Annotated in this window: 26 protein-coding genes and 1 riboswitch; of the genes, 16 read left to right on the forward strand and 10 right to left on the reverse strand. The window is 73.6% G+C overall.

The window, feature by feature from the left end; translation table 11 throughout:
- Nucleotides 1-119: 119 nt before the first annotated feature.
- Nucleotides 120-1,067, reverse strand: a complete 948-nt coding sequence (locus ACWGJO_RS33910; protein ID WP_359905868.1) for an ROK family protein — start codon at nucleotides 1,065-1,067, stop codon at nucleotides 120-122.
- A gap of 336 nt (nucleotides 1,068-1,403) precedes the next feature.
- On the opposite strand from ACWGJO_RS33910, the gene ACWGJO_RS33915 reads away from it, so the two are divergent.
- Nucleotides 1,404-2,684, forward strand: coding sequence for an extracellular solute-binding protein (locus ACWGJO_RS33915; protein WP_452189613.1), 1,281 nt, complete (start codon nucleotides 1,404-1,406; stop codon nucleotides 2,682-2,684).
- A gap of 55 nt (nucleotides 2,685-2,739) precedes the next feature.
- Here ACWGJO_RS33915 and ACWGJO_RS33920 read toward each other — a convergent pair whose 3' ends face one another.
- On the reverse strand, nucleotides 2,740-3,090 hold the full coding sequence (locus ACWGJO_RS33920; protein WP_359905862.1) for a cupin domain-containing protein: 351 nt from the start codon (nucleotides 3,088-3,090) through the stop codon (nucleotides 2,740-2,742).
- Nucleotides 3,091-3,183: 93 nt separating this feature from the next.
- Between ACWGJO_RS33920 and ACWGJO_RS33925 the strand changes: the two genes are divergently transcribed.
- On the forward strand, nucleotides 3,184-3,429 hold the full coding sequence (locus ACWGJO_RS33925; protein WP_380349064.1) for a DUF3263 domain-containing protein: 246 nt from the start codon (nucleotides 3,184-3,186) through the stop codon (nucleotides 3,427-3,429).
- A gap of 97 nt (nucleotides 3,430-3,526) precedes the next feature.
- On the forward strand, nucleotides 3,527-4,366 hold the full coding sequence (otsB, locus tag ACWGJO_RS33930; protein WP_452189614.1) for a trehalose-phosphatase: 840 nt from the start codon (nucleotides 3,527-3,529) through the stop codon (nucleotides 4,364-4,366).
- Here the strand turns inward: otsB and ACWGJO_RS33935 are convergent.
- Nucleotides 4,353-5,819: an alpha,alpha-trehalose-phosphate synthase (UDP-forming) gene (locus ACWGJO_RS33935; RefSeq protein ID WP_452189615.1), complete on the reverse strand. Its 1,467-nt coding sequence runs from the start codon at nucleotides 5,817-5,819 to the stop codon at nucleotides 4,353-4,355. The two genes, otsB and ACWGJO_RS33935, sit on opposite strands and share 14 nt — an antisense overlap.
- A gap of 38 nt (nucleotides 5,820-5,857) precedes the next feature.
- Nucleotides 5,858-6,895 (reverse strand): glucosyl-3-phosphoglycerate synthase, encoded by a 1,038-nt coding sequence (locus ACWGJO_RS33940; RefSeq protein WP_452189616.1) that lies wholly within the window; start codon nucleotides 6,893-6,895, stop codon nucleotides 5,858-5,860.
- A gap of 111 nt (nucleotides 6,896-7,006) precedes the next feature.
- A riboswitch (SAM riboswitch) is annotated at nucleotides 7,007-7,143 on the forward strand.
- Between the two features lie 16 nt (nucleotides 7,144-7,159).
- Here ACWGJO_RS33940 and thrC point away from each other — a divergent pair.
- The 6 genes from thrC to ACWGJO_RS33970 all read left to right on the forward strand — a co-directional run bounded on the left by thrC (nucleotide 7,160) and on the right by ACWGJO_RS33970 (nucleotide 12,152).
- Entirely contained in the window at nucleotides 7,160-8,440 is a 1,281-nt protein-coding gene (gene thrC, locus ACWGJO_RS33945; RefSeq protein WP_452189617.1) for a threonine synthase, read from the forward strand.
- 35 nt (nucleotides 8,441-8,475) lie between these two features.
- The gene (locus ACWGJO_RS33950; protein ID WP_452189618.1) at nucleotides 8,476-8,754 is read left to right on the forward strand and encodes a ubiquitin-like small modifier protein 1; all 279 of its coding nucleotides are present in this window, start codon (nucleotides 8,476-8,478) and stop codon (nucleotides 8,752-8,754) included.
- A 537-nt stretch (nucleotides 8,755-9,291) separates the two neighbouring features.
- On the forward strand, nucleotides 9,292-9,495 hold the full coding sequence (locus ACWGJO_RS33955) for a cold-shock protein (RefSeq protein ID WP_030289665.1): 204 nt from the start codon (nucleotides 9,292-9,294) through the stop codon (nucleotides 9,493-9,495).
- Nucleotides 9,496-9,816: 321 nt separating this feature from the next.
- Nucleotides 9,817-11,439, forward strand: a complete 1,623-nt coding sequence (gene groL, locus ACWGJO_RS33960) for a chaperonin GroEL (RefSeq protein WP_452189619.1) — start codon at nucleotides 9,817-9,819, stop codon at nucleotides 11,437-11,439.
- Nucleotides 11,440-11,600: 161 nt separating this feature from the next.
- Complete coding sequence (locus tag ACWGJO_RS33965; RefSeq protein ID WP_359905840.1) at nucleotides 11,601-11,957, forward strand: hypothetical protein; 357 nt, start codon at nucleotides 11,601-11,603, stop codon at nucleotides 11,955-11,957.
- A gap of 21 nt (nucleotides 11,958-11,978) precedes the next feature.
- A complete protein-coding gene (locus ACWGJO_RS33970; protein WP_452189620.1) occupies nucleotides 11,979-12,152 on the forward strand; it encodes a hypothetical protein in 174 nt (57 codons plus the stop codon).
- Between the two features lie 6 nt (nucleotides 12,153-12,158).
- On the opposite strand, the gene ACWGJO_RS33975 is transcribed toward ACWGJO_RS33970, so the two are convergent.
- Nucleotides 12,159-12,878: an HD domain-containing protein gene (locus tag ACWGJO_RS33975; protein WP_452189621.1), complete on the reverse strand. Its 720-nt coding sequence runs from the start codon at nucleotides 12,876-12,878 to the stop codon at nucleotides 12,159-12,161.
- Nucleotides 12,879-12,944: 66 nt separating this feature from the next.
- Here ACWGJO_RS33975 and ACWGJO_RS33980 point away from each other — a divergent pair, with 66 nt between their 5' ends.
- The 3 genes from ACWGJO_RS33980 (at nucleotide 12,945) to ACWGJO_RS33990 (ending at nucleotide 15,080) form a co-directional block, all read left to right on the forward strand.
- Nucleotides 12,945-13,328: a PadR family transcriptional regulator gene (locus ACWGJO_RS33980; protein WP_380349060.1), complete on the forward strand. Its 384-nt coding sequence runs from the start codon at nucleotides 12,945-12,947 to the stop codon at nucleotides 13,326-13,328.
- Nucleotides 13,325-14,305 carry a hypothetical protein gene (locus ACWGJO_RS33985; protein ID WP_452189622.1) on the forward strand — a complete coding sequence of 327 codons (981 nt, stop codon included), beginning with the start codon at nucleotides 13,325-13,327 and terminating at the stop codon, nucleotides 14,303-14,305. The genes ACWGJO_RS33980 and ACWGJO_RS33985 overlap by 4 nt, the downstream gene beginning before the upstream one ends.
- A gap of 88 nt (nucleotides 14,306-14,393) precedes the next feature.
- The gene (locus ACWGJO_RS33990) at nucleotides 14,394-15,080 is read left to right on the forward strand and encodes a copper homeostasis protein CutC (RefSeq protein WP_452189623.1); all 687 of its coding nucleotides are present in this window, start codon (nucleotides 14,394-14,396) and stop codon (nucleotides 15,078-15,080) included.
- Nucleotides 15,081-15,214: 134 nt separating this feature from the next.
- Here ACWGJO_RS33990 and ACWGJO_RS33995 read toward each other — a convergent pair whose 3' ends face one another.
- Entirely contained in the window at nucleotides 15,215-17,266 is a 2,052-nt protein-coding gene (locus ACWGJO_RS33995; protein ID WP_452189624.1) for a HelD family protein, read from the reverse strand.
- A gap of 335 nt (nucleotides 17,267-17,601) precedes the next feature.
- Between ACWGJO_RS33995 and ACWGJO_RS34000 the strand changes: the two genes are divergently transcribed.
- On the forward strand, nucleotides 17,602-17,763 hold the full coding sequence (locus tag ACWGJO_RS34000; RefSeq protein WP_359905820.1) for a hypothetical protein: 162 nt from the start codon (nucleotides 17,602-17,604) through the stop codon (nucleotides 17,761-17,763).
- A 42-nt stretch (nucleotides 17,764-17,805) separates the two neighbouring features.
- Here ACWGJO_RS34000 and ACWGJO_RS34005 read toward each other — a convergent pair whose 3' ends face one another.
- Both ACWGJO_RS34005 and ACWGJO_RS34010 read right to left on the reverse strand, forming a co-directional pair.
- Nucleotides 17,806-19,443, reverse strand: a complete 1,638-nt coding sequence (locus ACWGJO_RS34005) for a DNA repair helicase XPB (RefSeq protein ID WP_452189625.1) — start codon at nucleotides 19,441-19,443, stop codon at nucleotides 17,806-17,808.
- 97 nt (nucleotides 19,444-19,540) lie between these two features.
- Nucleotides 19,541-19,945, reverse strand: a complete 405-nt coding sequence (locus ACWGJO_RS34010) for a hypothetical protein (protein WP_401053818.1) — start codon at nucleotides 19,943-19,945, stop codon at nucleotides 19,541-19,543.
- Nucleotides 19,946-20,052: 107 nt separating this feature from the next.
- Between ACWGJO_RS34010 and ACWGJO_RS34015 the strand changes: the two genes are divergently transcribed.
- On the forward strand, nucleotides 20,053-20,307 hold the full coding sequence (locus tag ACWGJO_RS34015) for a hypothetical protein (RefSeq protein ID WP_049652328.1): 255 nt from the start codon (nucleotides 20,053-20,055) through the stop codon (nucleotides 20,305-20,307).
- A gap of 11 nt (nucleotides 20,308-20,318) precedes the next feature.
- On the opposite strand, the gene ACWGJO_RS34020 is transcribed toward ACWGJO_RS34015, so the two are convergent.
- Entirely contained in the window at nucleotides 20,319-22,820 is a 2,502-nt protein-coding gene (locus ACWGJO_RS34020) for a helicase-associated domain-containing protein (RefSeq protein ID WP_452189626.1), read from the reverse strand.
- Between the two features lie 170 nt (nucleotides 22,821-22,990).
- On the opposite strand from ACWGJO_RS34020, the gene ACWGJO_RS34025 reads away from it, so the two are divergent.
- A complete protein-coding gene (locus tag ACWGJO_RS34025) occupies nucleotides 22,991-23,902 on the forward strand; it encodes a hypothetical protein (RefSeq protein ID WP_452189627.1) in 912 nt (303 codons plus the stop codon).
- 131 nt (nucleotides 23,903-24,033) lie between these two features.
- Here the strand turns inward: ACWGJO_RS34025 and ACWGJO_RS34030 are convergent, their stop codons facing one another.
- Complete coding sequence (locus tag ACWGJO_RS34030) at nucleotides 24,034-24,669, reverse strand: NAD(P)-dependent oxidoreductase (RefSeq protein WP_452189628.1); 636 nt, start codon at nucleotides 24,667-24,669, stop codon at nucleotides 24,034-24,036.
- A gap of 132 nt (nucleotides 24,670-24,801) precedes the next feature.
- Between ACWGJO_RS34030 and ACWGJO_RS34035 the strand changes: the two genes are divergently transcribed.
- Nucleotides 24,802-25,575 (forward strand): SDR family NAD(P)-dependent oxidoreductase, encoded by a 774-nt coding sequence (locus tag ACWGJO_RS34035; RefSeq protein WP_359905802.1) that lies wholly within the window; start codon nucleotides 24,802-24,804, stop codon nucleotides 25,573-25,575.
- Nucleotides 25,576-25,579 lie beyond the last annotated feature (4 nt).

Below are 25,579 nucleotides of genomic sequence, written 5' to 3' on the forward strand. Positions count from 1 at the left end.
GTCGCCGCCGAGGCCGGCGATGCGCTCGCCCTCGACGGCGAGGCGGTCGCCCTCGACGACGCCGCCGGGAAGGACCAGGCGGGCGCCGGCCAGGGCAGTACGGTCACGGTCCGCGGTGGTCACGCGGTCACCTCCATGGTGAGCAGATCCCAGGCGAGCAGGCCCGCGCCCAGGGACGCGGCGGTGTCTTTGAGCATGGCGGGTACGACCTTCGGGGGCATCTGGAAGGTCAGTCGCTCGGTGACGGCCGCGCGCAGCGGAGTGAAGAGCGTGTCGCCGGCCTCGGCCAGCCCGCCGCCGACGATCACCGTGGACGGGTCGAGCAGGCTCTGGGCCAGCACGATGCCGTCCGCGAGGGCGTCGACGGCCTGCTGCCAGACCGCGAGGGCGCGGTCGTCCCCGGCGTCCACCGCGGCGGCGCAGGATGCCGCGTCGGCGTCGGGGTCGCCGCTGGCCTCGGCCCAGGCGCGGGAGACGGCGGAGGCGGAGGCCAGTGTCTCCAGGCAGCCGCGGGCGCCGCAGCCGCAGGGCGGTCCGCCCGGGCGGACCACGACGTGGCCGATCTCGCCGCCGTAGCCGTGCGCGCCCGCCTCGATCCGGTCGCCGATGCCGATCGCGCCGGCGATGCCGGTGCCGAGGGCGATGAACAGGAAGCGGTCGACGCCGCGGCCGGCTCCGAGCCGGCCCTCGGCCAGGCCGCCGGAGCGCACGTCGTGGCCGAGGGCCACCGGCATCGGGCCGCCGTCCGGTCCGGCCAGGCGCTCGCCCAGGAGCTTGCGCAGCGGGAGGTCGCGCCAGCCGAGGTTGGCGGAGAAGACCGCGATGCCGTTCTTCTCGTCGATCGTGCCCGGGACGGCGACGCCGGCCGCGAGCGGGGCGACGCCGAAGCGGCTGCGGCCCTCGTCCGCCAGGTCGGCGGCGAAGTCGAGGATGGCGGCGACGACGGCGTCCGTGCCGTGCTCCCGCCCGGTCGGTCGGCGTGCTTCGAACAGCACGGAGCCGTCCTGGGCGAGCAGCGCGGCCTTCATGCCGGTGCCGCCTACATCGAGTGCGATGACGTGCTTCACGGAGGACAGTTTCCCTTGGGCGGGTAGAAGAGGTCTAGTCCAGTTGTCGGATTGGTCTGGTCCATACTGGGTGAGCTTTGTCGCAGCTGCGGGGGTGTGCGGGGCTTTGCGCCCGGGGGCGGGGCCGGGTGCCGAACGGGACGTGCGGGGTGGGGGCGGGGGTTTTGTTGCGCATTGTGCAATGACTCCGCGCACTTCGATAACTACCGGGGCGGCCCCGGTCGGTGGTGTGGACCGGTGGTCGGCGGGTTTGGCAGTGTTGCGCCTCCCCCGCCGGATTTCCCCCGATCCGGTCGACGTACATCCACGTTCATCCCCCCGAAGGCGGTACCCGCGTTGAACAGGCGCGTCCACGTTCCCACCCGTGTGCTCGGCGGTGCGCTGGCCGGAGCACTGGTCCTCACCGCGGTCAGTGCCTGCGGCGGGCAGGACGACGGACCGGTCACCCTCAGGCTGGTCGCCGCCGACTACGGGGAGAGCCCCGAGACGAGCTCCCAGCACTACTGGGACACCGTCGCCAGGGACTTCGAGGCCGCGAACCCCGGGATCAAGGTCAGCGTCGAGGTGGACAGCTGGACCGAGATCGGCAAGAAGGTCGAGGACATGATCGCGGCCGGCAAGTCGCCGGACCTGCTCCAGACCGGCGGCTTCGCGGACCAGGTCGCGGCGGACCGGCTCTACCCGGCCTCCGACGTGCTCTCGGTGGACACCCAGGCCAGGTTCCTGGACACCTTCGCCCACGCCGGGCAGGTGCTCGGGACGCAGTACGGGATCCCGTTCGTCTCCTCGTCGCGGGTGCTCTTCTACAACAAGGCGATGTTCCGGCAGGCCGGGATCACCCAGCCGCCCGCCACCTGGAACGAACTGCGGCAGGACGCGGAGAAGATCAAGGCCAAGGTGCCGGGGGTGACCCCGTACGGGCTGCCGCTGGGGCCGGAGGAGGCGCCGGCCGAATCGATGCTGTGGACGCTGAGCGGCGGCGGCAGCATCTCCGACGACGTCGGCAACTACACCATCGACAGCGCCCAGAACCAGGCGACCTTCGGCTGGCTGAAGAGCAACCTGGTGAGCACCGGGCTGACGTACCCGGACCCGGGCAGGATGAACCGCACCCCGGTGTTCCAGGACTTCGCCGCCGGGAAGGTCGCGATGCTGAACGGGCACCCGACGCTGCTGCGGATGGCGACCGCCGGGAAGATCGACTTCGGGACGGCGCCGATCCCCAAGAAGGACGGCCTCGGGCGGACCGGGAGCCTCGGGGTCGCCGACTGGATGATGGCGTTCAAGGCGAACGGGCACAAGAACGAGATCAAGAAGTTCCTGTCCTTCGTCTACGGCAAGGACAACCAGCTGAAGTTCGACGAGCAGTACAACCTCCTGCCGGTCACCCAGGACGCCTTCGCCCAGATGTCGTCGGACCCCAAGCACGAGGACCTCAAGCAGTTCGCGGTCGGGCTGACCAACGCGAGCTTCTACCCGTTCGGCGACCCGGCCTGGGGCGAGGTCAGCAACGGGATCAAGGCGGGGATCGGGCAGGCCGTCACCGGGGATCCCAAGCAGGTGCTCGGGGGACTGCAGGACGCGGCGGTGAAGGAGGCGGCCAAGGTCCGCAAGTAGGACCGGGGACCGGGGCGGGGTCGGGACCCGCCCGGGCCCCGGCGGGGGTGCCGGTTCAGGGGAGCGTGATGGCGTAGGCCTTGCGGAGGGTCTCGTGGACCGTCCAGGTGGTGCGGTCGCCCTCGCGCAGGACCGCGCAGTCGCCGGGGCCGACCTCCAGGGTCGGGCCGCCCTCGATCTCGATGGTGGCCCGGCCGCTGAGCACCACGAACATCTCGTCCGCCTCCACGTCGGTGACCACACCGGGGGTGATCTGCCAGAGACCGCGCAGGTGGCGGCCGTCGGCGGACTCGGACAGCACCTTGCCGGTGACCTCGGGGGAACCGGAGACGACCTGGGACGGGTCCAGCGGGTCGGGGTCGAGGTCGGCGGTGGGAACGTGCAGGGCGAAGCTGGGCGTGGTCATGGGGGTGACGCTAGCCGGGCGCGGGGAGCGGTGGGGCGAGCAGGGTGTGTCGGGGTTGCGCGCGAGAATGACACTCCGTAGCGGTGGACGGAGGTGGTTCCGGTGGGCGAACCGGGCGGGCTGAGTGAGCGGGAGCGGGCGGTGCTGGCGCTGGAAGGGCGGCAGTGGCGTACGGCGGGGGCCAAGGAGCGGGCGATCCGGGAGGAGCTGGGGCTCTCCTCGACGCGGTACTACCAGGTGCTGAACGCTCTGCTGGACCGGGAGGCGGCGTTGGCGCACGCGCCGGTGCTGGTGAATCGGTTGCGGCGGATCCGGGAGGCCCGGCGGGGGGCCCGGTGACGGGGCGGCTCCCGGGAGGGCGGCTGGGTGCTGGGGGAAAGCAGTGGGCGCCGCGCGGGTGGGTGCGGAGGCGGCGGTCCGGGGTAGGGGCTCCGGTATGGGCTTTGAAGAGATGTTCGTGCCGGGGACCGAGGCTGGGCGGGACGGGCTGCGGGCCGTCCTGGCGGCGCCCGGGGACGCCGTGATCGGGTTGGACTTCGACGGGACCCTGGCGCCGATCGTGGCGGATCCGGGGCGGGCACGGGCGCACCCCGGGGTGGTGGGGGCGTTGCGGCGCTTGGGCTCGGTGGTGGGGGCCGTGGTGGTGGTGACGGGCCGGCCGGCCGCGGTGGCGGTGGAGTACGGGGGGTTCGCGGGGCTGCCGGGGGTGGTGGTGCTGGGGCACTACGGGGCCGAGCGGTGGGAGGACGGGAAGCTCTCGGCGCCGGAGGCGCATCCGGGGGTGGCGCGGGTGCGGGACGTGCTGCCGGGGGTGCTGGAGCGGGTCGGGGCGCCCGAGGGGACGTGGGTGGAGGACAAGGGGCGGGCGGTGGCCGTGCACACCCGGCGGACGGCGGCGCCGGAGGAGGCGCTGCAGCTGCTGCGGGCGCCGGTGGGGGACCTGGCGGCCGAGCACGGACTGGTGGTGGAGCCCGGGCGGCTGGTGCTGGAGCTGCGGCCGCCGGGGGTGGACAAGGGGGCGGCGCTGACCGGGTTCCTGCGGGAGCGGGGGGCCCGTGCGGTGCTCTACGCGGGGGACGACCTGGGGGACGTGGCGGCCTTCGCCGCGGTGGAGAAGCTGCGGGGCGAGGGCGTGGCCGGGGTGCTGGTGTGCGCCGGTGCGGTGGGGGACGCGCCGGTGCGGGAGCTGGCCGACCGGGCGGATCTGGTGGTCGCCGGGCCGGAGGGGGTGGTGGAGCTGCTGGGGGCTCTCGGGGAGGCGCTCACAGGGCGTTGAGCTGGTCCAGGAACCACTGCTGCGGGGGGAGCGCGGTGGCCGCCGCGGCCAGGCGCCCGGTGCGGTCGGCGCGCTCCTTCGGGTCCATGGTGAGAGCGGCGTGGAGGGCGTCGGCGGTGGCGATGACGTCGTAGGGGTTGACGGTGAGGGCGTCGTCCTTGAGTTCGGCGTGGGCGCCGGCCTCGCGGGAGAGGACGAGGGCGCAGCCGTTGTCGGAGACCACCGGGACTTCCTTGGCGACCAGGTTCATGCCGTCGCGGATGGGGTTGACCAGGGCGACGTCGGCCAGGCGGTAGGCGGCGAGCGAGCGCGGGAAGTCGTCGTCGACGTGGAGGAGCAGCGGCTGCCAGGCGGGGGTGGCGAATTCGGTGTTGATCTCGTCGGCGAGGCGCTGGACGGTGGCCGTGTAGTCGCGGTACTCGGCCAGGTCGGTGCGGGAGGGGTAGGCGAAGGCGATGTGCACCACCCGGTCGTGCCACTCGGGGCGGGTGCGGAGCAGGTGCCGGTAGGCCTGGAGGCCGCGGACGATGTTCTTGCTCAGCTCGGTGCGGTCGACCCGGATGATGGTGCGGCGGTCGCCGACGGTCCGGCGGAGGGCGGCGAGGCGTTCGTCGACGTCGGGGCGGTGGGCGCGTTCGCGCAGGAAGTCGGCGTCGGCGCCGAGGGCGTGGACGCCGAGGCCCGTGGTGCGGCCGTCGAGGGCGACGGTGAGCGCGTCGTGGTCGACGGTCGCGTCCAGGAGGTCCTCGCAGCAGGCGGCGAAGGCGCGGGCCCAGCGTTCGGTCAGGAAGCCGGCCCGGTCGGCGCCCAGAATGCCGGTGAGGACGGCCCGGGCGACGTCGTCGGGCAGCATCCGGTAGTACTCGGGCGGGGCCCAGGGGGTGTGCGAGAAGTGGCCGATCCGCAGGTCGGGGCGGGCCGCCCGGAGCAGGGCCGGGACCAGGGAGAGGTGGTAGTCCTGGACCAGGACCGCGGCGTTCGGTGCGGCCTCGGCGGCCAGGGCCTCGGCGAAGGCCTCGTTGTACGCCCGGTAGGCGGCCCACTCGGTGCGGAAGCCGGCGTCGAAGGCGGGTGCCGTGGGCGTCGCGTAGAGCAGGTGGTGGACGAACCACAGGGTGGAGTTGGCGACGCCGTTGTAGGCGCGGGCGAAGGTCTGCGGGTCGATGTCCAGCATCCGTACGGCCTGGCCGCCGACCTCGTGGCCGGCCAGGTCTAGGCGGCCCCGCGGCGCCTCGGCGGCGGCTCTGCGGTCGGCGTCGTTGAGGGCGGCGCAGACCCAGACGGCGTTCGGGTCCGCGATGGCGGAGAGGCCGGAGACCAGTCCGCCGCCGCCGCGGCGCAGGGTCAGCGTGCCGTCGTCGGCGGTGCCGAAGGACACCGGTCCCCGGTTGGAGGCAACCAGGACGGGGGCGGTGCCGGTCGAGCTCGAACGGTTGGTCGTGAGATCGCCCATGGTTGGGATGTTGCCGGGGGTTCGGGGCGGCAAACCCCTCAATGACGGGTCGCGTATTCGGGGACGGTGTGCATCGGGGGGCGTTCCAGGGCGGTCACCGGGTGGGTGTGGGCGGTGAAGGCGCGGGTTTCCGGGTCGCGGGTGAACTGGGTGAGCCGGGGGTGGACGAGGTCGGCGGAGGCCTTGAGGCGGTGGGTGCGGTCGAGGCGTTCCAGGGCGGTCCGGTAGATGGTGGCGGCCATCCGGCCGAGGGCCTGGCCGTCCTGGTGGCGGTGGTGCCGGACGCCGACGTCCACCTGGGCCAGGGCGTCCAGGCCGGCCAGTTCCAGGGCGTCGACCAGCAGGCCGAGTTCGACGCCGTAGCCGGTGGGGAAGGGCAGCCGTTCGAGCAGTGAGCGGCGGGCCGCGTACTCGCCGCCGAGGGGCTGGACGAAACCGGCGAGTTCCGGCCAGTGGAGGTTGAGCAGGGGCCGGGCGACGAGTTCGGTGACCCGGCCGCCGCCGGCGGGCAGGACGGCGCCCTCGGATTCCAGCGGGCGGTCGTACATGGCCTTGACCAGCTGGATGGACTCGTCGGTCAGCAGCGGGCCGAGGATGCCGGAGACGAGGGCCGGGTCGAATTCGCGCAGGTCGGCGTCGACGAAGCAGACGATGTCGCCGCGGGTGATCAGCAGCGAGCGCCAGAGCACCTCGCCCTTGCCGGGGACGGCGGGCAGCCGGGGCAGGACGGCGTCGCGGTGCTCGACCCGGGCGCCGGCCTCGGCGGCGACGGCGGCGGTGGCGTCGGTGGAGCCCGAGTCGACGACGACGAGTTCGTCGACGAGCGGGAGGCGTTCCATCAGCTCGCGGCGGATGGTGCGGACGATGTCGCCGACGGTGGCCTCCTCGTCCAGGGCGGGGAGGACCACGCTGACGGTGCGGCCGGTGCGTTCCTTGGCGGCGAGGAGGGTGCGGACCGGCCGGTCGGCCGCGCTCCAGGAGCGGCGGCGCAGCCAGGACGCCGCCTGCGGGAGGAGCTCGGGAATCGGTTCGGCGGGCACGGAGGTCTCCTCGGCGGGGTCGGTGGGACGGGTCATCTCGCGTGGCGGACGCACCCGTTCAGGATTGACGCCTTCGGATACAGTCTTCGTACAGCGGTCGGACCTTTGCACGCCGGGGTCGCCGTTGAGCACCACCACAATTTCACAAGCTCATCCAGAGGGACTGAGGGAACGGCCCGTTGACGTCCCGGCAACCTTCCCGCGCGGCTGTCTGTCGACAGGCCCCGGCGGGACAGGTGCCAATTCCGGCCTGTGGCGCGACCGTGCCACGGGGAAGATGAGGAGAGAGGCCTCGCCATCATGGCTATCGACACTGCCGCACCCGTTTCCGTCGACCTCGGCCCCGCCGCCGCGCTGTCCTGTCGCGAGTGCGGCACCCGCTTCCCGCTCGGCCCCAGCTTCGCCTGCCTGGAGTGCTTCGGCCCGCTGGAGATCGCCTACGAGTTCGGCAGCGAGGGCGCCGAGGAGCTGCGCAAGCGGATCGAGGCCGGTCCGGCGTCCATCTGGCGGTACGCGCCGCTGCTGCCGGTTCCGGCCGACGTGGCGTCGAAGCCCAATCTGAACCCGGGGTGGACCCCGCTGGTGAAGGCGGACAACCTGGGCCGGGAGCTCGGTTTCACCGCCCAGCTGCACGTCAAGGACGACTCCGGGAACCCGACGCACTCGTTCAAGGACCGGGTGGTCGCCTGCGCGATCGAGGCGGCCCGGGCGTTCGGGTACACCACGCTGTCCTGCTCCTCCACCGGCAACCTGGCCGGCGCGGTGGGGGCGGCGGCGGCCCGGGCCGGGTTCCGGTCCTGCGTGTTCATCCCGCACGACCTGGAGCAGGGCAAGGTCGTCATGGCCGGGGTGTACGGCGGCGAGCTGGTCGGCATCGAGGGCAACTACGACGACGTGAACCGCTTCTGCTCGGAGCTGATCGGCGATTCGGCCGGCGAGGGCTGGGGCTTCGTCAACGTGAACCTGCGGCCCTACTACGGCGAGGGTTCCAAGACGCTGGCGTACGAGATCTGCGAGCAGCTCGGCTGGCGGCTGCCGGAGCAGATCGTGATCCCGATCGCCTCGGGCTCGCAGCTGACGAAGATCGACAAGGGCCTCCAGGAGCTGATCAGGCTCGGCCTGGTCGAGGACCGGCCGTACCGGATCTTCGGCGCCCAGGCCGAGGGCTGCTCGCCGGTGTCGGCCGCGTTCAAGGCCGGCCGGGACGTGATCAAGCCGGTCAAGCCGGACACCATCGCCAAGTCGCTGGCGATCGGCAACCCGGCCGACGGCCCGTACGTGCTGGACATCGCCCGCCGCACCGGTGGCGCGGTGGAGGATGTCACGGACGCCGAGGTCGTGGCGGCGATCCGGCTGCTGGCGCGGACCGAGGGCATCTTCGCCGAGACCGCGGGCGGGGTGACCGTCGGCGTGCTGAAGAAGCTGGTCGAGACCGGGCAGCTGGATCCGGCCAAGGAGACCGTCGCGATCAACACCGGCGACGGCCTGAAGACCCTGGACGCCGTCTCCGACGCCGGGATGACCGCCGTCATCCGCCCGACGCTGGACTCGTTCCGCGCCGCCGGCCTCGCGTCCGCCTGAACCACCCGATCGGCCCCGCCCCCGCTAGGAGAGTCATGAGCGCCAACGTCCGCATTCCCACCATCCTCCGCACCTACACCGACGGTGCCGCCGTGGTGACCGCCGAGGGTGCCACCCTGGCCGAGGTCGTCGCCGACCTGGAGAAGAACCACCCGGGCATCTCGGCCCGCATCCTGGACGACACCGGCAAGCTGCGCCGCTTCGTGAACGTCTACGTGAACGACGACGACGTGCGTTTCGCCGAGGGCCTGGCGACGGAGATCAAGGACGGCGCCGGCATCTCGATCATCCCGGCGGTGGCCGGCGGCTGCTGAGCCTTCGCGACCAACCCGCGGTCGCCCGCGCGTCCGGAATTCCGTTTCCCGTATGCGCGGGCGACCGCTGGCATTCCGGCCGGAATATTTCCCGGTCGAGTCGGAGTAGAGTGTGGCTCGGTTGGGAACAGGGTTTCCCTTTCGGCCCCCGCAGTGCTCGGCCCGGGGGCGTCCGGCCGGCGGGGCCGGCCCGTGAAACATGTCAGGCAGATGTCAGAATTCCCGCGGACATTTGAGTAATTCGTCCGCTATGTCCGGCGTGAAATGCCGAGATTATTCCGATTCGGCCCGTCCTGTCCCTTGATATCGAGGCGGAATTACCGGTGGCTGGCCCTGTTGCAGAGGGCGTCGATCCGGATACATTCAGCGGCGGTCGACGCAATCACCCGCTCGCCGGAAGCCGCCTGGCGTCCTGCACGGAGGGTTGCGGCGTGCACGGCTGCGCCCAGGGGGGGTTCCCCGGGCCGGCCTTCAACCAATCCGGGCCCGCGACCTGCGGGCGCGTGAAGGGCCAGCACAGCACTAGGGGAGTTCGGAATGGCTCAGGGCACCGTCAAGTGGTTCAACGCGGAGAAGGGCTACGGCTTCATCGCGGTCGACGGTGGTGCGGACGTCTTCGTCCACTACAGCGCGATCCAGATGGACGGCTACCGCACCCTCGAGGAGGGCCAGCGGGTCGAGTTCGAGATCTCTCAGGGACAGAAGGGCCCGCAGGCGGACATGGTCCGCGCCGCGGTCTGACCCCTTCCGACCCCAGGAGCTCGGCGCGGCCCTGCGGCTGGTGACCTCTCGCTTCTCGACGGGCCCGTGCGACACGTGTCGCACGGGCCCGTCGGCGTTCCCGGGCGGCCCCGGCGGCGGCTCGCGGATTGCCGATTGGGCTTGCACTCGACCACCCGGAGTGCTAATCATTGGCGTTAGCACTCACAGTGTGAGAGTGACAGCGGACCGGGTCGGTGAGGCCCCCGGGAGCGGAGGGAATGGACCTCCGCGCACCAGGGCCGTCCGTCGCGGGCACCCCTTGGTCCGAGCAGTCGACCGTGTCCCGGAGGACCACTTCTGATGGCCAAGATCATCGCCTTTGATGAGGAAGCTCGCCGCGGCCTTGAGCGTGGCATGAACCAGCTCGCCGACGCGGTGAAGGTCACGCTCGGCCCCAAGGGCCGCAACGTCGTGCTGGAGAAGAAGTGGGGCGCCCCCACGATCACCAACGACGGTGTCTCCATCGCCAAGGAGATCGAGCTCGAGGACCCGTACGAGAAGATCGGTGCGGAGCTCGTCAAGGAGGTCGCCAAGAAGACGGACGACGTCGCGGGTGACGGCACCACCACCGCCACCGTGCTCGCCCAGGCCCTGGTTCGCGAGGGTCTGCGCAACGTCGCCGCCGGCGCCAACCCGATGGCCCTGAAGCGCGGCATCGAGAAGGCCGTCGCCGCCGTCTCGGACCAGCTGCTGGCCCAGGCCAAGGACGTGGAGACCAAGGAGCAGATCGCCTCCACCGCCTCCATCTCGGCCGCCGACACCCAGATCGGCGAGCTGATCGCCGAGGCCATGGACAAGGTCGGCAAGGAAGGCGTCATCACCGTCGAGGAGAGCAACACCTTCGGCCTGGAGCTCGAGCTCACCGAGGGCATGCGCTTCGACAAGGGCTACATCTCCGCCTACTTCGCCACCGACCTGGAGCGCATGGAGGCGACGTTCGAGGACCCGTACATCCTCATCGCCAACTCCAAGATCGGCTCGGTCAAGGACCTGCTCCCGCTGCTGGAGAAGGTCATGCAGAGCGGTAAGCCGCTGGTCATCATCGCCGAGGACGTCGAGGGCGAGGCCCTGTCGACCCTGGTCGTGAACAAGATCCGTGGCACCTTCAAGTCCGTCGCCGTCAAGGCCCCGGGCTTCGGTGACCGCCGCAAGGCCATGCTCGGCGACATCGCCATCCTCACCGGTGGCACCGTCATCTCCGAGGAGGTCGGCCTCAAGCTGGAGAGCGCCGGCATCGACCTGCTGGGCACCGCCCGCAAGGTGGTCATCACCAAGGACGAGACCACCATCGTCGACGGTGGCGGCGACAGCGAGCAGGTCGCGGGCCGCGTCAACCAGATCCGCGCCGAGATCGAGAACAGCGACTCGGACTACGACCGCGAGAAGCTCCAGGAGCGCCTCGCCAAGCTGGCCGGCGGCGTGGCCGTCATCAAGGCCGGCGCGGCCACCGAGGTGGAGCTCAAGGAGCGCAAGCACCGCATCGAGGACGCCGTCCGCAACGCCAAGGCCGCCGTCGAGGAGGGCATCGTCGCCGGTGGTGGCGTCGCCCTGCTGCAGGCCGGTGTCGCCTTCGACAAGCTGGAGCTGGAGGGCGACGAGGCCACCGGTGCCAACATCGTCAAGGTCGCGCTGGAGGCCCCGATCAAGCAGATCGCGACCAACGCCGGCCTGGAGGGTGGCGTCGTGGTGGAGAAGGTGCGCAACCTCCCCGCCGGTCACGGCCTGAACGCGGCCACCAACACCTACGTCGACCTGATCGCCGAGGGCATCATCGACCCGGCCAAGGTCACCCGCTCCGCGCTGCAGAACGCCGCCTCCATCGCGGCGCTGTTCCTCACCACCGAGGCCGTCATCGCCGACAAGCCGGAGAAGGCCGCCGCGGCCGCCGGCGGCGGCATGCCGGGCGGTGACATGGACTTCTGATCCTGATCGCTTCGATCGGATCGGTTGGACCTCGTCCGTGTGGGCGGTTCCCTTCGGGGGGCCGCCCACACGGCGTTTCGGCGTTCGGACGTTTCGGCGTTCGGACGTATCGGCGCTCCGGGCGTTTCGGCGTTCCGGACGTGTCGACGGAGAATGGACGGATGGCTGCTGACGACATCGAGACCGCCCTGCACAACGCGCGGGCACTGATCCTGGCCGACCTCACCGCGCGGGACGTGGCGGACGCCGCCGTCGTCTCGCTGGTGGAGCAGGCCGTGACGCACCGCCGCTGGTGGCTGGAGCAGTGGCCGGACGGCACCGAGTACGTGCTCGGGCTGGTCGCCCAGGACGTCCAGGACGCGCTGCTGGAGGCGTACGGGCGCTGGCCGCTGTGCGCCGACTGCGCGGCCGACGGGGACCCGCACGCCCTGGGCGTGGAGCCCGAGCTGGGGCCGGACCCGCACTGGGTGTGCGGCAAGCAGGGCGCGGTGGTGGCACCCGTGGGGAAGCTCGCGTAGACCCGTGCGTACGGTGGCGGCATGAGGCGCTGGGTGTGGGGCGTGGTGGGCGGGTGCTGCGGGCTCGGGCTGTGGTGGGCCGTGGTCGAGCTGTCGGGGGCCGACCAGGACGCCCGGTGGGCCGTGATGGGGCGCGTCCCCTCCGTGATGGCGGGGATGGCCGCCGCGGACCGGGTGCTCGCGCGCCGGGGCTGACGGCCGTCAGAGGGTGCCGAGTTCGGCCGTCAGGTTGGTCCGGGCGGCGGCCGTGAAGCGGTCGCGGGCGGCGGGGGTGCGGTAGAGCGCGGGCAGGGCGAGCAACTGGCGCAGGACGGCGGCCCGGCCGGCCGAGAAGTCCGGCGCGGGGACGAAGCCGTACTCCTCGCGGACGGCAGCCGCGTACGCCGCGTACGCCTCGGGGCTGCCGCCGAGGACGGCGAGGTCCGCGTCGCAGAGCACCTCGCCGTTGCGGTCGCCGGGCGCCGGGTCGTGGCCGACGGTGAGCAGCACCAGGCGCTCGACCTCGGCGACCCGCTCGGCGGGCAGTCCGGCGGCGGTCAGCGCGCGGACGGCCAGGGCGGCGCTGCGCTCCTCGTTCTCGGTGCGGTCGGGGCGGTGGACGGCGTCGTGGAACCAGGCCGCGAGCCGGACGGCTTCCGGGTCGTCGGCGTGCCCGGCCAGCTCGTCGACGTGTTCCAGTACGGCGTGCAGGTGGGTGACGGTGTGGTAGCGGCGCTGCGGCTCCGACCAGCGGCGCAGCAGCTCCCGGCCGTACGGTTCGGGCTCGGCGGCGGCCCCGCAGCGGTGCAGCAGGGCGGTCCAGGCGGCGAGCAGGCCCTCGGTGAGCGGGCCTTCGGTGAGCGGGTCTTCGCCGTGCGGCCGGTGCCCGGGGGCGGGGGGCCGGTGCCCGGCGGCGGACGGGTCGTGCTCGGTGGTCGGCATGGCGACCATTGTGGCGGCCCGGCCGGGCGCTGGACCTATAGGTAGGTTGACGATATATGTAGTCGTATGACTGAACGCTCCATGCAGGAGCCCACGCTGCTGCTGCTCACTGCGCTGGCCGACGCCCCGCGGCACGGCTACGCGCTCATCCAGGAGATCGCCGCGATCTCCGACGGCCGGGTCAGGATGCGCACCGGCACGCTCTACGGGGCGCTCGACCGGCTGCTGGGCCAGGGCCTGATCGAGGTCGCCGCCGAGGAGGTGGTGGACGGCCGCGCCCGGCGCAGTTACGCGCTGACCGGGGCCGGCCGGGACGCGCTGGCCGCCGAGGCGGAGCGGCTGCGGGCGGTGGCCACCGAGGCCGAGCGCCGGCTGAGCAGGATCCGGTCGATGCTGCCGGGCAAGGCCGGGTCGCAGGGGCGACCCGCGGCGGGGGGAGGCCTCTCATGAGCACGCCGGCGATCGGTGCGGCGCCCTCGGTGGTGCTGCGGGCCGCGCTCCAGCTCTATCCGGAGCGGTACCGCCGCGAGCGCGGCGAGGAACTGGCCGAGGTGTTCGCCGACACGACCGCGGCCGGCGGCCGGCTGGCGGTCGCCCGGGAGGTCCTCGGCCTGGCGGTGTACGGGCTGCGGGTGCGGCTCGGACTGACCGGGGCCTCGCCGGCCGGGCGGCTGCTGGCGCTGCTCGCGCCGATGCTCGCCGGGGCGGTGGCCGGGGCGGCGTTGGCGGCCTGGCTGACCACGGCGGACCGGGTCGCCACCCGGTTCGCCTGGGACGACTCGCTCGGGACCCGGTTCGCGATGTTCTGCCCGCCGGTGGCCGCCGCGCTGCTGGTGGTGGCGGCCCTCCTGGGACGGTGGGCGGCGGTGCGGGGCAGCGCGCTGGTCCTGGGCGCGTCGGCGCTGTACGAGCTGGGGGGTGCCGTGTGGCACGACCTGGCGGACACCGCGCTGTACCCCCGCTTCGACCTGTGGTGGAGCGGCTACATCGGGATGGCCACGCTGCCGTTCGTCGCGGCCGCGCTGCTGCTGGTCGCGGCGCCGACCGACCTGCTGCCCCGGCCGACCTGGCGCACGGGCGGCCTGGTGCTGGCCTCGGTGGCGGTGGGCGCACTGCTGGAGGCTGCCCAGAGCTGGGACGACACCAACTTCCCGCTGGACCGGGAGTGGGTCGTGGTGATGCTGATCGTGCCGCTGCTGCTGACCCTCGCCGGGCTGCGCGGGCGGATGGCGCCGGCGGCGGTGGGGGCGGCGGCGCTGGTGCTGACCGGCCCCGGCTGCCTGTTCAACATCTGGCGCGAGTCCGGCGGGGTCTCGCACCTGCTCCCGGTGGTGGCGCCGACGGTGGCCGTGCTGCTGCTGGTGGCGGTGGCGGTGCACCGGTTCGGGCGGCAGGAGGTGGTCGGGGCGGTCCGGGGGCCGGCCTGACCGGGAGGAGCGGGGAGGCCGTCACGGGGTGACCGGAACGGCCTCCTCGGAGTTTCCGGGGGCGGACGGATGTGGCAGGCTGTCGAATATGTCTAGACCAATTTTCGAAGTCATCGCGCTGACGCCCCAGGACGCCCAGGCCGCCGAATCGGGCGGCGCCGACCGGCTCGAACTGGTCACCGACATGGCCGCCGACGGGCTCACCCCGTCCGTCGAGGACTTCGGCCGGATCCGGGCCGCCGTCGGCATCCCGCTGCGGGTCATGCTGCGGATCCGGGACGGCTTCGCCCCCGGCGACGTGGACGGGCTGTGCGCCCGGGCCGCCGCGCTGCGGGCCGAGGGGGCCGAGGAGTTCGTGCTCGGCTTCCTCGACGCCGACGGCGCCGTCGACCTGGCCGCCACCACGGCCGTCGCCGGGGCGATCGCCGGCTGCCGCTGGACCTTCCACCGGGCCATCGACCACAGCGCCGACCGGGCCGCCCTGCGGGCCGCCGTCGGCGGGCTGCCCGGCCTGGACACCTTCCTCACCTCCGGCGCGGCCGCCGGGGTGGACGCCGGGCGCGAGGTGTTGTCGGCCGAGCTGGCCCGGGCCGGCGAGCCCGGGTACCGGCAGCGGATCCTGATCGGCGGCGGCCTGCGGGCCGAACACCTGAAGGAGCTGCGAGCGGAGGGCTTCGACGCCTTCCACGTCGGCGGCGCGGTGCGGGTCGACGGCTGGCGGACACCGGTGGACGAGGCCAAGGTCGCCGAGTGGCGGGCGCTGATCGACGCCTGAGCGCCCGCGGCGGGCGCCGTACCGAGCGCCCGTGCCGAGCACCGCGCCGAGAGCCCGTGCCGCGCGCCCGAGGTGGCCGGCCGTAGCCGGCCACCGGGCGAGAGGGCCGGTCCCCGGACCGGCCCTCTCGCGCGCTACCGCAGCCGCTCCGGCAGCGGCTCGCCGTGCAGCACCGTCAGCCCGGAGACGGCACGGGTCAGCGCCACGTACAGCCGCCGCAGGCCGGTCCGCTCGTCCGGCTCCCCGGCGATCACCGCGGCCGGCTCGTCCAGCACCACGTAGTCGTACTCCAGGCCCTTGGCCAGCGAGGCCGGGACGAGGGTGAGCCGGGCCTCCGCGCTGGTCTCGGCACCGGGGGAGAGGTGCGGCAGGCCCGCGGCGGTCAGCGCCTCGGCGAGCCGCGGGATGCGGGCGTCGGCGGCGATCAGGCCGGTCGAGCCCTCGTGCCCCAGCGCCTCCCGGCAGGCCGCCAGGACCGCCTCCGTGGTGTCCCCGTCGGCGACCCGGCGGATCGTCAGCGAGCCCGGGGCCTCACGGACCGAGGAGGCCGGGGCCAGGCCGGGGGCGATCGCCGGGAGCAGCCGGGAGGCGTACGCGATGACCTCCTCCGGCACCCGGAAGCCCTTGGTCAGCTCCTCGATGTGCGCCTCCGGCTTGCCCAGGTGGCGCAGCGCCTCCGGCCAACTCGCCGTCGCCCACGGGGTGGTGCCCTGGGCGAGGTCGCCGAGGACGGTCGCCGAGCCGGTGGTGCAGCGCCGGCCCACCGCGCGGTACTGCATCGGGGAGAGGTCCTGGGCCTCGTCCAGCACCACGTGCCCGAGCGAGGGGGTGCGCTGCACCAGGTCGGTCGCCTCGTCCACCAGGACGGCGTCGGCCGCCGTCCAGCGGGCGGTCCGCACCGAGCGGTCGGGCTTGGGCCGGAGCACCGCCTGCTGCTCCTCCGGCGTCAGCAGGCCCTCGGCGCACGCGGCCAGGAACTCCGGCTCGGAGAGCAGCCGCAGGACCACCTTCGCCGGATCCACGGCCGGCCAGCACTCCTTGACCACCGCCTTGACGGCGCTGTTGCGGGCCACCGCGTCCTGCACCCGGTCGTCCGGGGCCTCGCCGCCCTGCTCCATCTTCAGCAGCACGGCGTGCGCGATGCGCTGCGGCAGGGCGTCCCGCGCCGCGCCGTAGCGGACCTCACGGCCCTTCAACTCCTCGATGATCTCGGCCAGTTCGTACACCGGGACGCGCCAGCGGCGGGAACCGCGGACCACCACGCAGGGCTCGGTGGGCAGGGTGATGCCCGAGCGCACCGCCCGGCGCAGCACCTCGGCCATCCGGGCGTCGCCCTTCAGCCTGGCCGCCCGCGGGTCGTCCTCGCCCCTCACCTCGACGTGCCCGACCAGTTGCTGCACGGTGGCCTGGGCGACGTCCAGCTCGCCGAGGGCCGGGAGCACCTGCTCGATGTAGGACAGGAAGGCGTTGTTCGGCCCGATCACCAGGGTGCCGGTACGGGCGAGGCGCTCGCGGTGCGCGTACAGCAGGTAGGCGACGCGGTGCAGGCCGACGGCGGTCTTCCCGGTGCCGGGTGCCCCCTGGACGCAGATGGTGCCCGTGATGTCGGAGCGGACGATCTCGTCCTGCTCCGGCTGGATGGTGGCGACGATGTCGCGCATCGGGCCGACGCGGGGCTTCTCGATCTCGGCGGCCAGCAGGGCGGAGGCGGTGTCGTCCTCGGCCGGATCGCTGAGGTGCTCGTCCTCGTAGGCGGTGAGCTCGCCGCCGGTGTATCCGAAGCGGCGGCGGCGCTCGACGTCCATCGGCGCGGTGCGGCTGGCCCGGTAGAACGGCTGGGAGACCGGCGCGCGCCAGTCGATCACCATCGGGTCGCCGTCGGCGTCGTGGACGTGCCGGCGGCCGATGTAGAAGCTCTCCCCGCCTCCGCCCTCACTCAGCTCCTCGCTGACCGCGTGGAGGTAGTCGAGGCGGCCGAAGAACAGCGGGGTGTGCGAGAGGTCGGCCAGTGCGGCGATCCTGGACTCGATCTGGTTCTGGAGCACGAGGGCGGTGACCCAGGTGCCGGTCACGTCGCGGATGTCGAGCGACTCGACGTCCTCGCGCATGGCGCGCAGCGCGGCCCGGGAGGCGGCCAGGTGGTCGCGTTCGCGCTGGAGGGGATCGGTGGTGGGGGTGGCGGGCACAGCGAACCTTTCCGGCTGCCCCGGTGGCGGGCGCAGCGGATCGTAGGAGCTCACGGTGGGCACGCCGACCGGTTGCCGTGCGGTCGGCACCTCCCCCGGCTGCCTGCGGGACTTCAGCAGGTACCACGGTTCGGGAGGGGGCAGACGGACGATCTTAGACCCGTCGGGCCGCGGGTTCCAGCCGTGCGGGTCTCGGGGTCGCCCCTACCCCGGGCCCCGGGGTCGCCCCCTACTCCGGTCCTGGGCCGCCGTACACCGGCAGAACGACCCGTGCACCTGCGGATACGGCCTTTGGAGTGATGCCGTCGGCCGTCCGGGTGCCTACCGTTGAAGACATGAGCACCACGAACCGCATCCCCCGATCCGGCCCGGCCGGCGCCACCGCCGTCTCCGGGCGTCACCGCAATCCGCTGAGCACCGTCGTGCGCAACGTCGGCATCGCCCTGGACACCGCCGCGCGCGTGATCTTCCTCGGGCGCGACGGTGTCCGGTACTGAACGCGACGGTATCCGGTACGGAACCGGTGCCGGACAGCCGTCCTACAGCACGTCGTCCGCGTCGATGATCCGGTACGCGTAGCCCTGCTCGGCCAGGAAGCGCTGCCGGTGGGCGGCGAAGTCCTGGTCCACGGTGTCGCGGGCGACCACCGAGTAGAAGTGCGCCGCGTGGCCGTCCGCCTTGGGACGCAGCACCCGGCCGAGGCGCTGGGCCTCCTCCTGGCGGGAGCCGAAGGTCCCGGAGACCTGAATGGCCACGGTGGCCTCGGGCAGGTCGATCGAGAAGTTCGCGACCTTGGAGACCACCAGGACGCCGATCTCCTTGTTCCGGAAGGCGTCGAAGAGCTTCTCGCGCTGGGCGTTGCTGGTCTCGCCCTTGATCACCGGGGCGTCCAGGGCCTCGCCGAGCTCGTCCAGCTGGTCGATGTACTGGCCGATGATCAGCGTCTGGTCCTTCTCGTGCTTCCTGACCAGCGCCTCCACCACCCGCCGCTTGGTCGCCGTGGTGGCGCAGAAGCGGTAGCGCTCCTCCGGCTCGGCGGTCGCGTAGGCGAGCCGCTCGGAGTCGGTCAGGGTGACCCGCACCTCGCAGCAGTTGGCGGGCGCGATGTAGCCCTGGGCCTCGATCTCCTTCCACGGCGCGTCGAAGCGCTTGGGGCCGATCAGGCTGAACACGTCGCCCTCGCGGCCGTCCTCGCGCACCAGCGTGGCGGTCAGGCCGAGCCGGCGGCGGGCCTGGAGGTCGGCGGTGAACTTGAACACCGGCGCGGGCAGCAGGTGCACCTCGTCGTAGACGACCAGGCCCCAGTTGCGGGCGTCGAACAGCTCCAGGTGGGCGTAGACGCCCTTCCGCTTGGTCGTCATCACCTGGTAGGTGGCGATGGTGACCGGGCGGATCTCCTTCTTCGTCCCGCTGTACTCGCCGATCTCGTCCTCGGTGAGCGAGGTGCGCTTGACCAGCTCGTGCTTCCACTGGCGGGCCGAGACGGTGTTGGTGACCAGGATCAGCGTGGTCGACTTGGCGTGCGCCATCGCGGCCGCGCCGACCAGCGTCTTGCCGGCGCCGCAGGGCAGCACGACCACGCCCGAGCCGCCGTGCCAGAAGCCCTCGACGGCCTGCGCCTGGTACGGGCGCAGCTGCCAGCCGTCCTCGTCCAGGTCGATCGGGTGCGCCTCGCCGTCCACGTAGCCGGCGAAGTCCTCGGCGGGCCAGCCGAGTTTGAGCAGTACCTGCTTGATCTGCCCGCGCTCGGAGGGGTGCACCACCACGGTGTCGGGGTCGACCCGGGCGCCGACCAGCGGGACGATCTTCTTCGAGCGCAGCACCTCCTCCAGCACCGGCCGGTCGGTGGTCGTGAGTACCAGCCCGTGGGTCGGGTGCTTGAGCAGCCGGAGGCGGCCGTACCGGCCCATGGTGTCCGCCACGTCCACCAGCAGCGCGTGCGGCACCGGGTAGCGCGAGTACGTCACCAGGGCGTCCACCACCTGCTCGGCGTCGTGCCCGGCCGCCCGCGCGTTCCACAGGCCGAGCGGCGTCACCCGGTACGTGTGCACGTGCTCGGGCGCCCGCTCCAGCTCGGCGAACGGCGCGATGGCGCGACGGCAGTCGCCGGCCTTGGGGTGATCGATCTCCAGGAGAAGAGTTTTGTCGCTCTGGACGATGAGCGGTCCGTCGTTCACGCGGGGAAGCCCTCCACTGGCTGACAGGGTGGATTGACGCAGACCCTCCAGTGTCGCGCATTCCGCCGGGAGCGTGGGCGGGCCGGTTCCCGGGCGGCTACTTCCACTCGTAGAACTTGCCGGTGATCTTGCCTCCGGCGTCCGTCTCGAACTCGAAGACGCCGACGACGCCGTTGAGGCGTTCGAGGGCGGGCGAGGCGGTGGAGAAGAAGATCGCGCCGCGGAAGCCGGTGCCTCCGCCGTCGGTGAAGTGGCCGATGCCGCTGCCGTGCCAGCCGACGCCCTGGCCGTCGGCGGTCATGTCGACGCCCTGGCCCTCACCGAACAGGGAGCCGTCGGAGCGCAGTTCGGATTCGTAGGTGGCGATGGTGCTGACGGCGGTGCCGTAGTAGCTGCCGGTGCCCTTGATGGACACCTCGACGACCGGGTGCCCGTCTCCGGCGGAGAGGACGCGTCGGCCGGTCTCCTCGCCCTGGATCTCACCGATCAATTCGCCGAGCATGGTGGGCGCCTCCTTGTCGGAATCCCCTGCTTCCGGACTACGCCGATGGGACCGGCCCGTCAATTACTTCGAGTGACCACGGTGCGTACTCGCTCGTTGAGCGGGCCATGAAGAAGTCGAAGCGTGTTCTCACCGCCCTCGCCCTGATGGGCTCGGCCTTCGCGGCCACCGCCTCCTCGGCCGGTTCGGCCCACGCCCTCGCGGGCATCGGCGAGGGGCCCGGCGGCCTGCTCGCGGCGCCCGGGTTCCTGCTGGCGGACACCGTCACCGGGGGCTCGATGCCGGTCGGGCAGGGGCAGATCGGCAGCCTGGCGGACAAGGCCGTCCAGGACAAGATGAAGGAGGCGCAGCAGGGGCACTGAGGCCCCAGGACTCACTCGTCGAGTTCCGCGACGCCGGTGATGCGGTGCAGGGCGAAGGTACGGAGTTCGTCGGCGTGGTGGTCGAAGGCGGTGACGAAGCCGCCTTCGACCTTGACCGGGTCGATGATGCGCTGGCTGGCGATGCCCTCGGCGTTGAGGTAGCCGATCCACATGCGCTCGCCGAGCAGGACGGCCGTCTGCAGGGCGGCCAGGGTCTCCGCGGCGGCGGTGCGGGGGAGCCGGCGCGGGTCGGAGGCGGGATCGCGGCGGGTGGCGGTGGCCGCGCGGTCGCCGGCCCGGATGGCCTTGATGGCGGCCGCGAGCAGGGTGTCGTCGGGCGCGGGCGGGCCGTCGGGGACAGGCACGGGGGCCGTCCGGGGCGGGGTGCGGTGGCTGTCCGGGCGGGTGATCAGCACGTCGCCCTCGGCGGATTCGGCGGCCGGCGCGTAGCCCATGGCGCGCAGGGTCGCGAGCAGCACGTCAGGGGCGGCCTGGGAGGCGAGGACGGTGGGGGCGAGCAGCCGCAGCCGCAGGTCGGCGCAGCGGCGGTCGGCGAGCACCTCGCCGAGCAGGGACGGGTCGTCGCAGCGCAGGTAGGAGGAGGCGGCGCCGACCCGCAGGACGCCGTGCCGGCGGGCGACGTCGTCGATCAGGTAGGCGAGCGGCTGCGGGACGGGCGTGCGGCTGTGCTGCTCCAGGAAGGACCGCAGGTCGGTGGCGGTGCGGCCGGCGTCGAGGGCGCGGCGCACCGAGGCCGGGGTGAAGCGGTAGACGGTGGCGCCGCCCTTGGACTCGATGTCGGCGCACAGGGCGAGGGCCTGGGCGAGCGGGGTGAGCAGCGGGCCGGGGGCGATCGCGGTGAGGTCCGGCTGGAGGATCACGTGGTCCAGCGGCTGGGGGAGCAGCGGGGCGAGCACCTCGGCCGGGTCGGACTCGGCGGTGAGCAGGGCGCGGGCGGGGGCGGCCAGGGCGCCGCGGCCGGTGATGCCGAGGAGTTCGGCCTCGTCGAGGGTCCAGGCGGTGAGCTCGTCGCGCAGTTCGCGGCCGTCCGGGCCGGTGGGGCCGCCGCGCAGCGGGCGCTGCCAGCGCAGGGTGGGCAGCAGTTCCTCGGCGGTGGCCGGGGTGCCGGGCGGGAGTTCGGCGAGCAGGGCGAGGGCGGCGCGGCGGACGGAGGGGGCGAGGGTGCGGTCGAGTTCGGGGCCGAGGGCGGCGCGCGGCTTGCCCCGGCCGTCCGCGGTGCCGGTGAGGGCGGGGACGCGGGTGGCGGCGAGCCAGGCGGAGGCCAGCACGGACCAGCGCTCGGCGGTGTCCAGGTGCAGCCAGGTGTCGTACCCCGGGGTGGGGGCCCAGCGTTCGTCCACCTCGCCGTCGGGGGCCAGCAGCCCCGCGGTGTAGGCGAGTTCGAGCCAGAAGGCGGTCTGCCGCTCGGTGCTCTCCAGGGCCTGGGCGGTGCGCTTGAGGTCGCGCACGCCGAGGCCGCCGGCGCGCAGGGTCAGCGGCGGGGTGAGGCCCCAGCCGTCCAGCAGTTCCTCGACGGTCTTGACCGCGGTGTGCGCCTGGCCGGCCGCGGCGCCGTCCACGGCCCGGGGGTCGCGCGGGGCGGCGGCGGGCGCGGGCTCGGGCTGGACCGGCTCGACGGTGCGGTGGGTGCGGCCGCCGCGCAGGTGCAGGGCGAGTTCGCGGGGCAGCACGACGCTGCCGGGGCTGTTGGGCAGCAGCAGACCGCGGGCGAGCAGCCACTCGACCGGGCTCTGGGCGTCCTCGGCGGTGACCGGGCGGGCGGCGTCCGGGACGGTCCCGGTGGGCGGGCCCCAGACCAGCCGTTCCAGCAGCCGCCGCGCGGCCTCGGGCGCGGTGTCGAGCAGCGCCGCGCAGCGGGTGCGGTCGGTGAGCAGTGCGGTGAGCGCGGCGACGGCGCTGACCGGGTCCGGGGTGGCGGGCTGCCCGGCGGAGGCGAGCAGCTGCTGCAGCCGGGCCGGGGACATGCCGATGGTGGCGTCGGCGAGGGTGGGGCCGAGGCCGGTGCGGCCCGGGTTGCCGGTGGTCGGGGCGAGCGCCTCGCGGACGGCGAGGACCAGCCGCAGCCCGTTGTCCGGGCCCCAGAGCAGCGCCCGGTCGCGCAGGGTGGCGATCGCGCGCGGCAGGGCGGTGGCGACGGCGGACCGGTCGGCGGGGGTGAGCGGGGTCGCGCCGGGGTGCGGCTTGACCTTCGCCGGGCCGGTCAGCAGGGTGCGGACGGTGCTCAGCGAGGTGCCGTCCGGGGCGGTGGCCAGCGCCTCGGCGACCTGGAGGGTGAAGCGGTCGAGCCGCTCCAGGGCGCGCAGCGCGGAGGCGCGCGAGGAGAGCCGGGCGGACAGCTGGGTGAGGTCGCCGGGGACGGGGTTCAGCAGGTCGGGGCGGGAGCGGAGCAGGGCGGCGAGCGCGTCGTCCGGACGGGCGCGCAGTTCCTCGGCGAGGGTGCGCGGGCCGGTGGCGGACCTGCTCCGGCGTTGAGGGCCCTGCTGTGTGGTCATTCGACCTAGGTTAGTCGGGCGCGGGGACGACGGGGTGTCCCTCGTCCCGCCGCACCCGCGGCGGCCGCCGGACCCGCGGACGGACTCGCGCGGGCGGGGGCGGGGTGGGTAGCGTCACGCCGAGGGCGGTTCGGTGGGCGGCCGGTACGGGCGAGGCGGGGTGGTCGGTGATGACGGACGGCGAGTGGTGGCGCAAGAGCGGGCCGTGGAGCGAGCGCTCGGGCGGCGGCCCGGAGGCCGACGCGGGCTCCGGTTCCGGCGGCGCCGCGGCGGCTCCGTCCGCCCCCTCCTCCGCTCCCGTCCCCGCCCCGGGGCCCGTGCCGGACTTCGACCCCGACAGCGTGTACGACCCGCCGGCGCCGAGCGCGGCCGGCATCCCGTCCGTACCGCTGGACCCGCCGGACCTGGCCACCGCCGAGGCGCGGGCGCACGCGATCCCGCCGCCCACGGTGTCGAGCACCGGCCCGTGGACGATGACCCTCTTCGACTTCTCGGACGGGCCGCGGCCCGCGCCGAAGCCCATCCCCGAGCAGCGCACCGGGGAGGAGACCGAGCCCGCGCCGGAGCCGGCGGTGCCCGCCGCGGACCTGAGGAAGAAGCCGCGCAGGGGCCGGCTCAAGCCGGCCCCGGCGGCGCCCGCCGCCCCTGCCGGGAAGGCCGCGGGCAGAGCGAAGGGGAAGGCGAAGGGCAAGGGCCAGGAGGCGCAGAAGGACGCGCCCGCCCGCAAGCCCTCCCCGCTGATCCTGCTCTCCTGCGGCCTGCTGGTCGGCGGCGCGGTCTCCGGCTTCCTCCCGGCCATGCTGGCCGGCTGGGGCCTCGGCTACCTGTCCCGCCAGATCTCCGACCTGATGCGCAAATTCGTGATCCTCGGCATTCCGCTGGTCACGATGAGCGCGACCACCCTCTACTCCATGCGGCAGGCCAAACAGGCCGGGGGGCAGGGCGGCGGCCTCCAGTCGGGCTCGCCGCTGGGCCAGATCAGCTGGTCGTCGGCCCCGAACGTGCTGCGGCTGGCCGCGGTGCTGTCGGCGGTGGTCCTGCTGCTGCTCGCCATGCGCCGCCGCCCGCCGCAGCAGGGCTGAGCCGGGGGCGGTCGGCGGCGGCCGTCGGGTGACGGCCGTTCGCGGCTCGGTGGCTCCATGGTTCGGGCGCTCATGGCTCGTGCGCTCACGGCCCGGGTGACGCGGCTGCCGCCGCCGGAGCGGGCCGGGCGTCAGTCGTCGGCGAGGTGGACGAGGCGGCGGAAGGTCGCCGGGTCGCCGAGGTGGCCGACGATCCAGTGCGCGACGGTGGCGCGGGTGGCGGTTCCGGCGCGGGGAAGCGGCCGGTCGTAGGAGATCTGCGGGCCCGCGGACGGCGGTCCGTCCTTGAGCATCGGCACCCGGACGACCGTCCAGGCGGTGTCGGAGCCGGCGAGCACCGCCTCCATCCGGGCGAGGTCGTGATGGATCTCCCGGTACAGCCGGTCGACCACCAGTCTGGTCACCATCCGCTGGGCGAACGGGAGCCGGCTGGTGTCCAGGCCCGCCGAGCTCATCGTCACCAGGTGCCGTACGCCGCCGTCCCGGACCGCCGCGGTCAGCTCCCGGGCGCCGTCGGAGAAGACGGTGGTGGCCCCGCGGCCGGTGCTGCCGAGGGTGGCGACGACGGCGTCCTGGCCGTTCAACGGGCCGTGCAGGGAGCCGGGTTCGCCGACGTCGGCCCGCGCGGTGAGCGCGCTGCCGTGCGTGTGCGCCGGCAGCCGGGCGGGGTCGCGGGCGACGGCGGTGACGGTGTGTCCGGCCGCCAGTGCGAGGTCGACCACCAGGCGGCCGGTGCGTCCGGTGGCGCCCACGACTGCGATCCTCATCGGTTCCTCCTCAGGATTCCGGGACTCGGATGGTCCGGGGTCGGTGCTTGTCATTCATTCAGACGGACTGTATGAATGAAACCAAGTGAACCACAGCACACCGCGAGTGCAAGTCCAAAGGAGCGATGGGACATGGGAGTTCTGCAGGTTCGGTACCCCGATCTGGCCGACCGGGTGGTCGTGATCGCCGGCGGCAGCCGCGGCATCGGTGCGGAGACCGCCCGCGCCTTCGCCCGGCAGGGTGCGGCCGTCGCCGTCCTCGGCCGTGACGAGGCGGCGCTGAAGGAGGTGGCCGGGGAGCTGCGGGCGGAGGGCGCCCGGGCGCTCGGGCTGGTCGCCGACTGCACGGACGCGACGGCGCTCGGCTCCGCCGCCGCCCGGATCGAGCAGGACCTCGGCCCGGTCGACGTCCTGGCGGCCTTCGCCGGCGGCGACGGCTACCCGGTGCCGACCGTCCGTGAGACCGAGGAGCACTGGCGGGCCGTGCTGGACGGCAACCTCACCGCCACCTTCCTCACCGTCCAGGCCTTCCTGCCCGGCCTGCTGGCCCGCGGCAGCGGTTCGATCGTCACGATGGCCTCCACGGCGGGCCGGCTGCCCAGCGGCGCCTCCGCCGCCTACGCCACGGCCAAGGCGGGCGTGCTGATGTTCACCCGGCACCTCGCCCTGGAGGTCGCCGGTGAGGGCGTGCGGGTCAACGCCGTCGCGCCGGGTGCCGTCCGTACCGAGCGGACGGCGGCGCAGATGCCGCCCGAGGTGCAGGCCGCGGTCGCCGCCGCGCACCCGCTGGGCCGCCTCGGCGAGCCGGTGGACATCGCCTCGGCCGTGCTCTTCCTGGGCTCGGACGCGTCCTCCTGGATCACCGGGCAGACCCTGGACGTCAGCGGCGGGCGGGTCATGCTCTGAGCGG

The sequence above is a fragment of the Kitasatospora sp. NPDC054795 genome (genome assembly GCF_053611565.1).

What these genes read in the sequence shown, in the direction of transcription:
- ACWGJO_RS34035 (WP_359905802.1), top strand. Translation starts at nt 24,802, where the DNA reads ATGGGAGTTCTGCAGGTTCGGTACCCCGATCTGGCCGACCGGGTGGTC.
- ACWGJO_RS33920 (WP_359905862.1), bottom strand. Translation starts at nt 3,090, where the DNA reads ATGACCACGCCCAGCTTCGCCCTGCACGTTCCCACCGCCGACCTCGAC.
- ACWGJO_RS33940 (WP_452189616.1), bottom strand. Translation starts at nt 6,895, where the DNA reads ATGACCCGTCCCACCGACCCCGCCGAGGAGACCTCCGTGCCCGCCGAA.
- ACWGJO_RS34015 (WP_049652328.1), top strand. Translation starts at nt 20,053, where the DNA reads ATGAAGAAGTCGAAGCGTGTTCTCACCGCCCTCGCCCTGATGGGCTCG.
- ACWGJO_RS33975 (WP_452189621.1), bottom strand. Translation starts at nt 12,878, where the DNA reads ATGCCGACCACCGAGCACGACCCGTCCGCCGCCGGGCACCGGCCCCCC.
- ACWGJO_RS33985 (WP_452189622.1), top strand. Translation starts at nt 13,325, where the DNA reads ATGAGCACGCCGGCGATCGGTGCGGCGCCCTCGGTGGTGCTGCGGGCC.
- thrC (WP_452189617.1), top strand. Translation starts at nt 7,160, where the DNA reads ATGGCTATCGACACTGCCGCACCCGTTTCCGTCGACCTCGGCCCCGCC.
- ACWGJO_RS34000 (WP_359905820.1), top strand. Translation starts at nt 17,602, where the DNA reads ATGAGCACCACGAACCGCATCCCCCGATCCGGCCCGGCCGGCGCCACC.
- ACWGJO_RS34025 (WP_452189627.1), top strand. Translation starts at nt 22,991, where the DNA reads ATGACGGACGGCGAGTGGTGGCGCAAGAGCGGGCCGTGGAGCGAGCGC.
- ACWGJO_RS34030 (WP_452189628.1), bottom strand. Translation starts at nt 24,669, where the DNA reads ATGAGGATCGCAGTCGTGGGCGCCACCGGACGCACCGGCCGCCTGGTG.
- otsB (WP_452189614.1), top strand. Translation starts at nt 3,527, where the DNA reads ATGGGCTTTGAAGAGATGTTCGTGCCGGGGACCGAGGCTGGGCGGGAC.
- ACWGJO_RS33955 (WP_030289665.1), top strand. Translation starts at nt 9,292, where the DNA reads ATGGCTCAGGGCACCGTCAAGTGGTTCAACGCGGAGAAGGGCTACGGC.
- ACWGJO_RS33935 (WP_452189615.1), bottom strand. Translation starts at nt 5,819, where the DNA reads ATGGGCGATCTCACGACCAACCGTTCGAGCTCGACCGGCACCGCCCCC.
- groL (WP_452189619.1), top strand. Translation starts at nt 9,817, where the DNA reads ATGGCCAAGATCATCGCCTTTGATGAGGAAGCTCGCCGCGGCCTTGAG.
- ACWGJO_RS33990 (WP_452189623.1), top strand. Translation starts at nt 14,394, where the DNA reads ATGTCTAGACCAATTTTCGAAGTCATCGCGCTGACGCCCCAGGACGCC.
- ACWGJO_RS33970 (WP_452189620.1), top strand. Translation starts at nt 11,979, where the DNA reads ATGAGGCGCTGGGTGTGGGGCGTGGTGGGCGGGTGCTGCGGGCTCGGG.
- ACWGJO_RS33965 (WP_359905840.1), top strand. Translation starts at nt 11,601, where the DNA reads ATGGCTGCTGACGACATCGAGACCGCCCTGCACAACGCGCGGGCACTG.
- ACWGJO_RS34020 (WP_452189626.1), bottom strand. Translation starts at nt 22,820, where the DNA reads ATGACCACACAGCAGGGCCCTCAACGCCGGAGCAGGTCCGCCACCGGC.
- ACWGJO_RS34010 (WP_401053818.1), bottom strand. Translation starts at nt 19,945, where the DNA reads ATGCTCGGCGAATTGATCGGTGAGATCCAGGGCGAGGAGACCGGCCGA.
- ACWGJO_RS33980 (WP_380349060.1), top strand. Translation starts at nt 12,945, where the DNA reads ATGACTGAACGCTCCATGCAGGAGCCCACGCTGCTGCTGCTCACTGCG.
- ACWGJO_RS33950 (WP_452189618.1), top strand. Translation starts at nt 8,476, where the DNA reads ATGAGCGCCAACGTCCGCATTCCCACCATCCTCCGCACCTACACCGAC.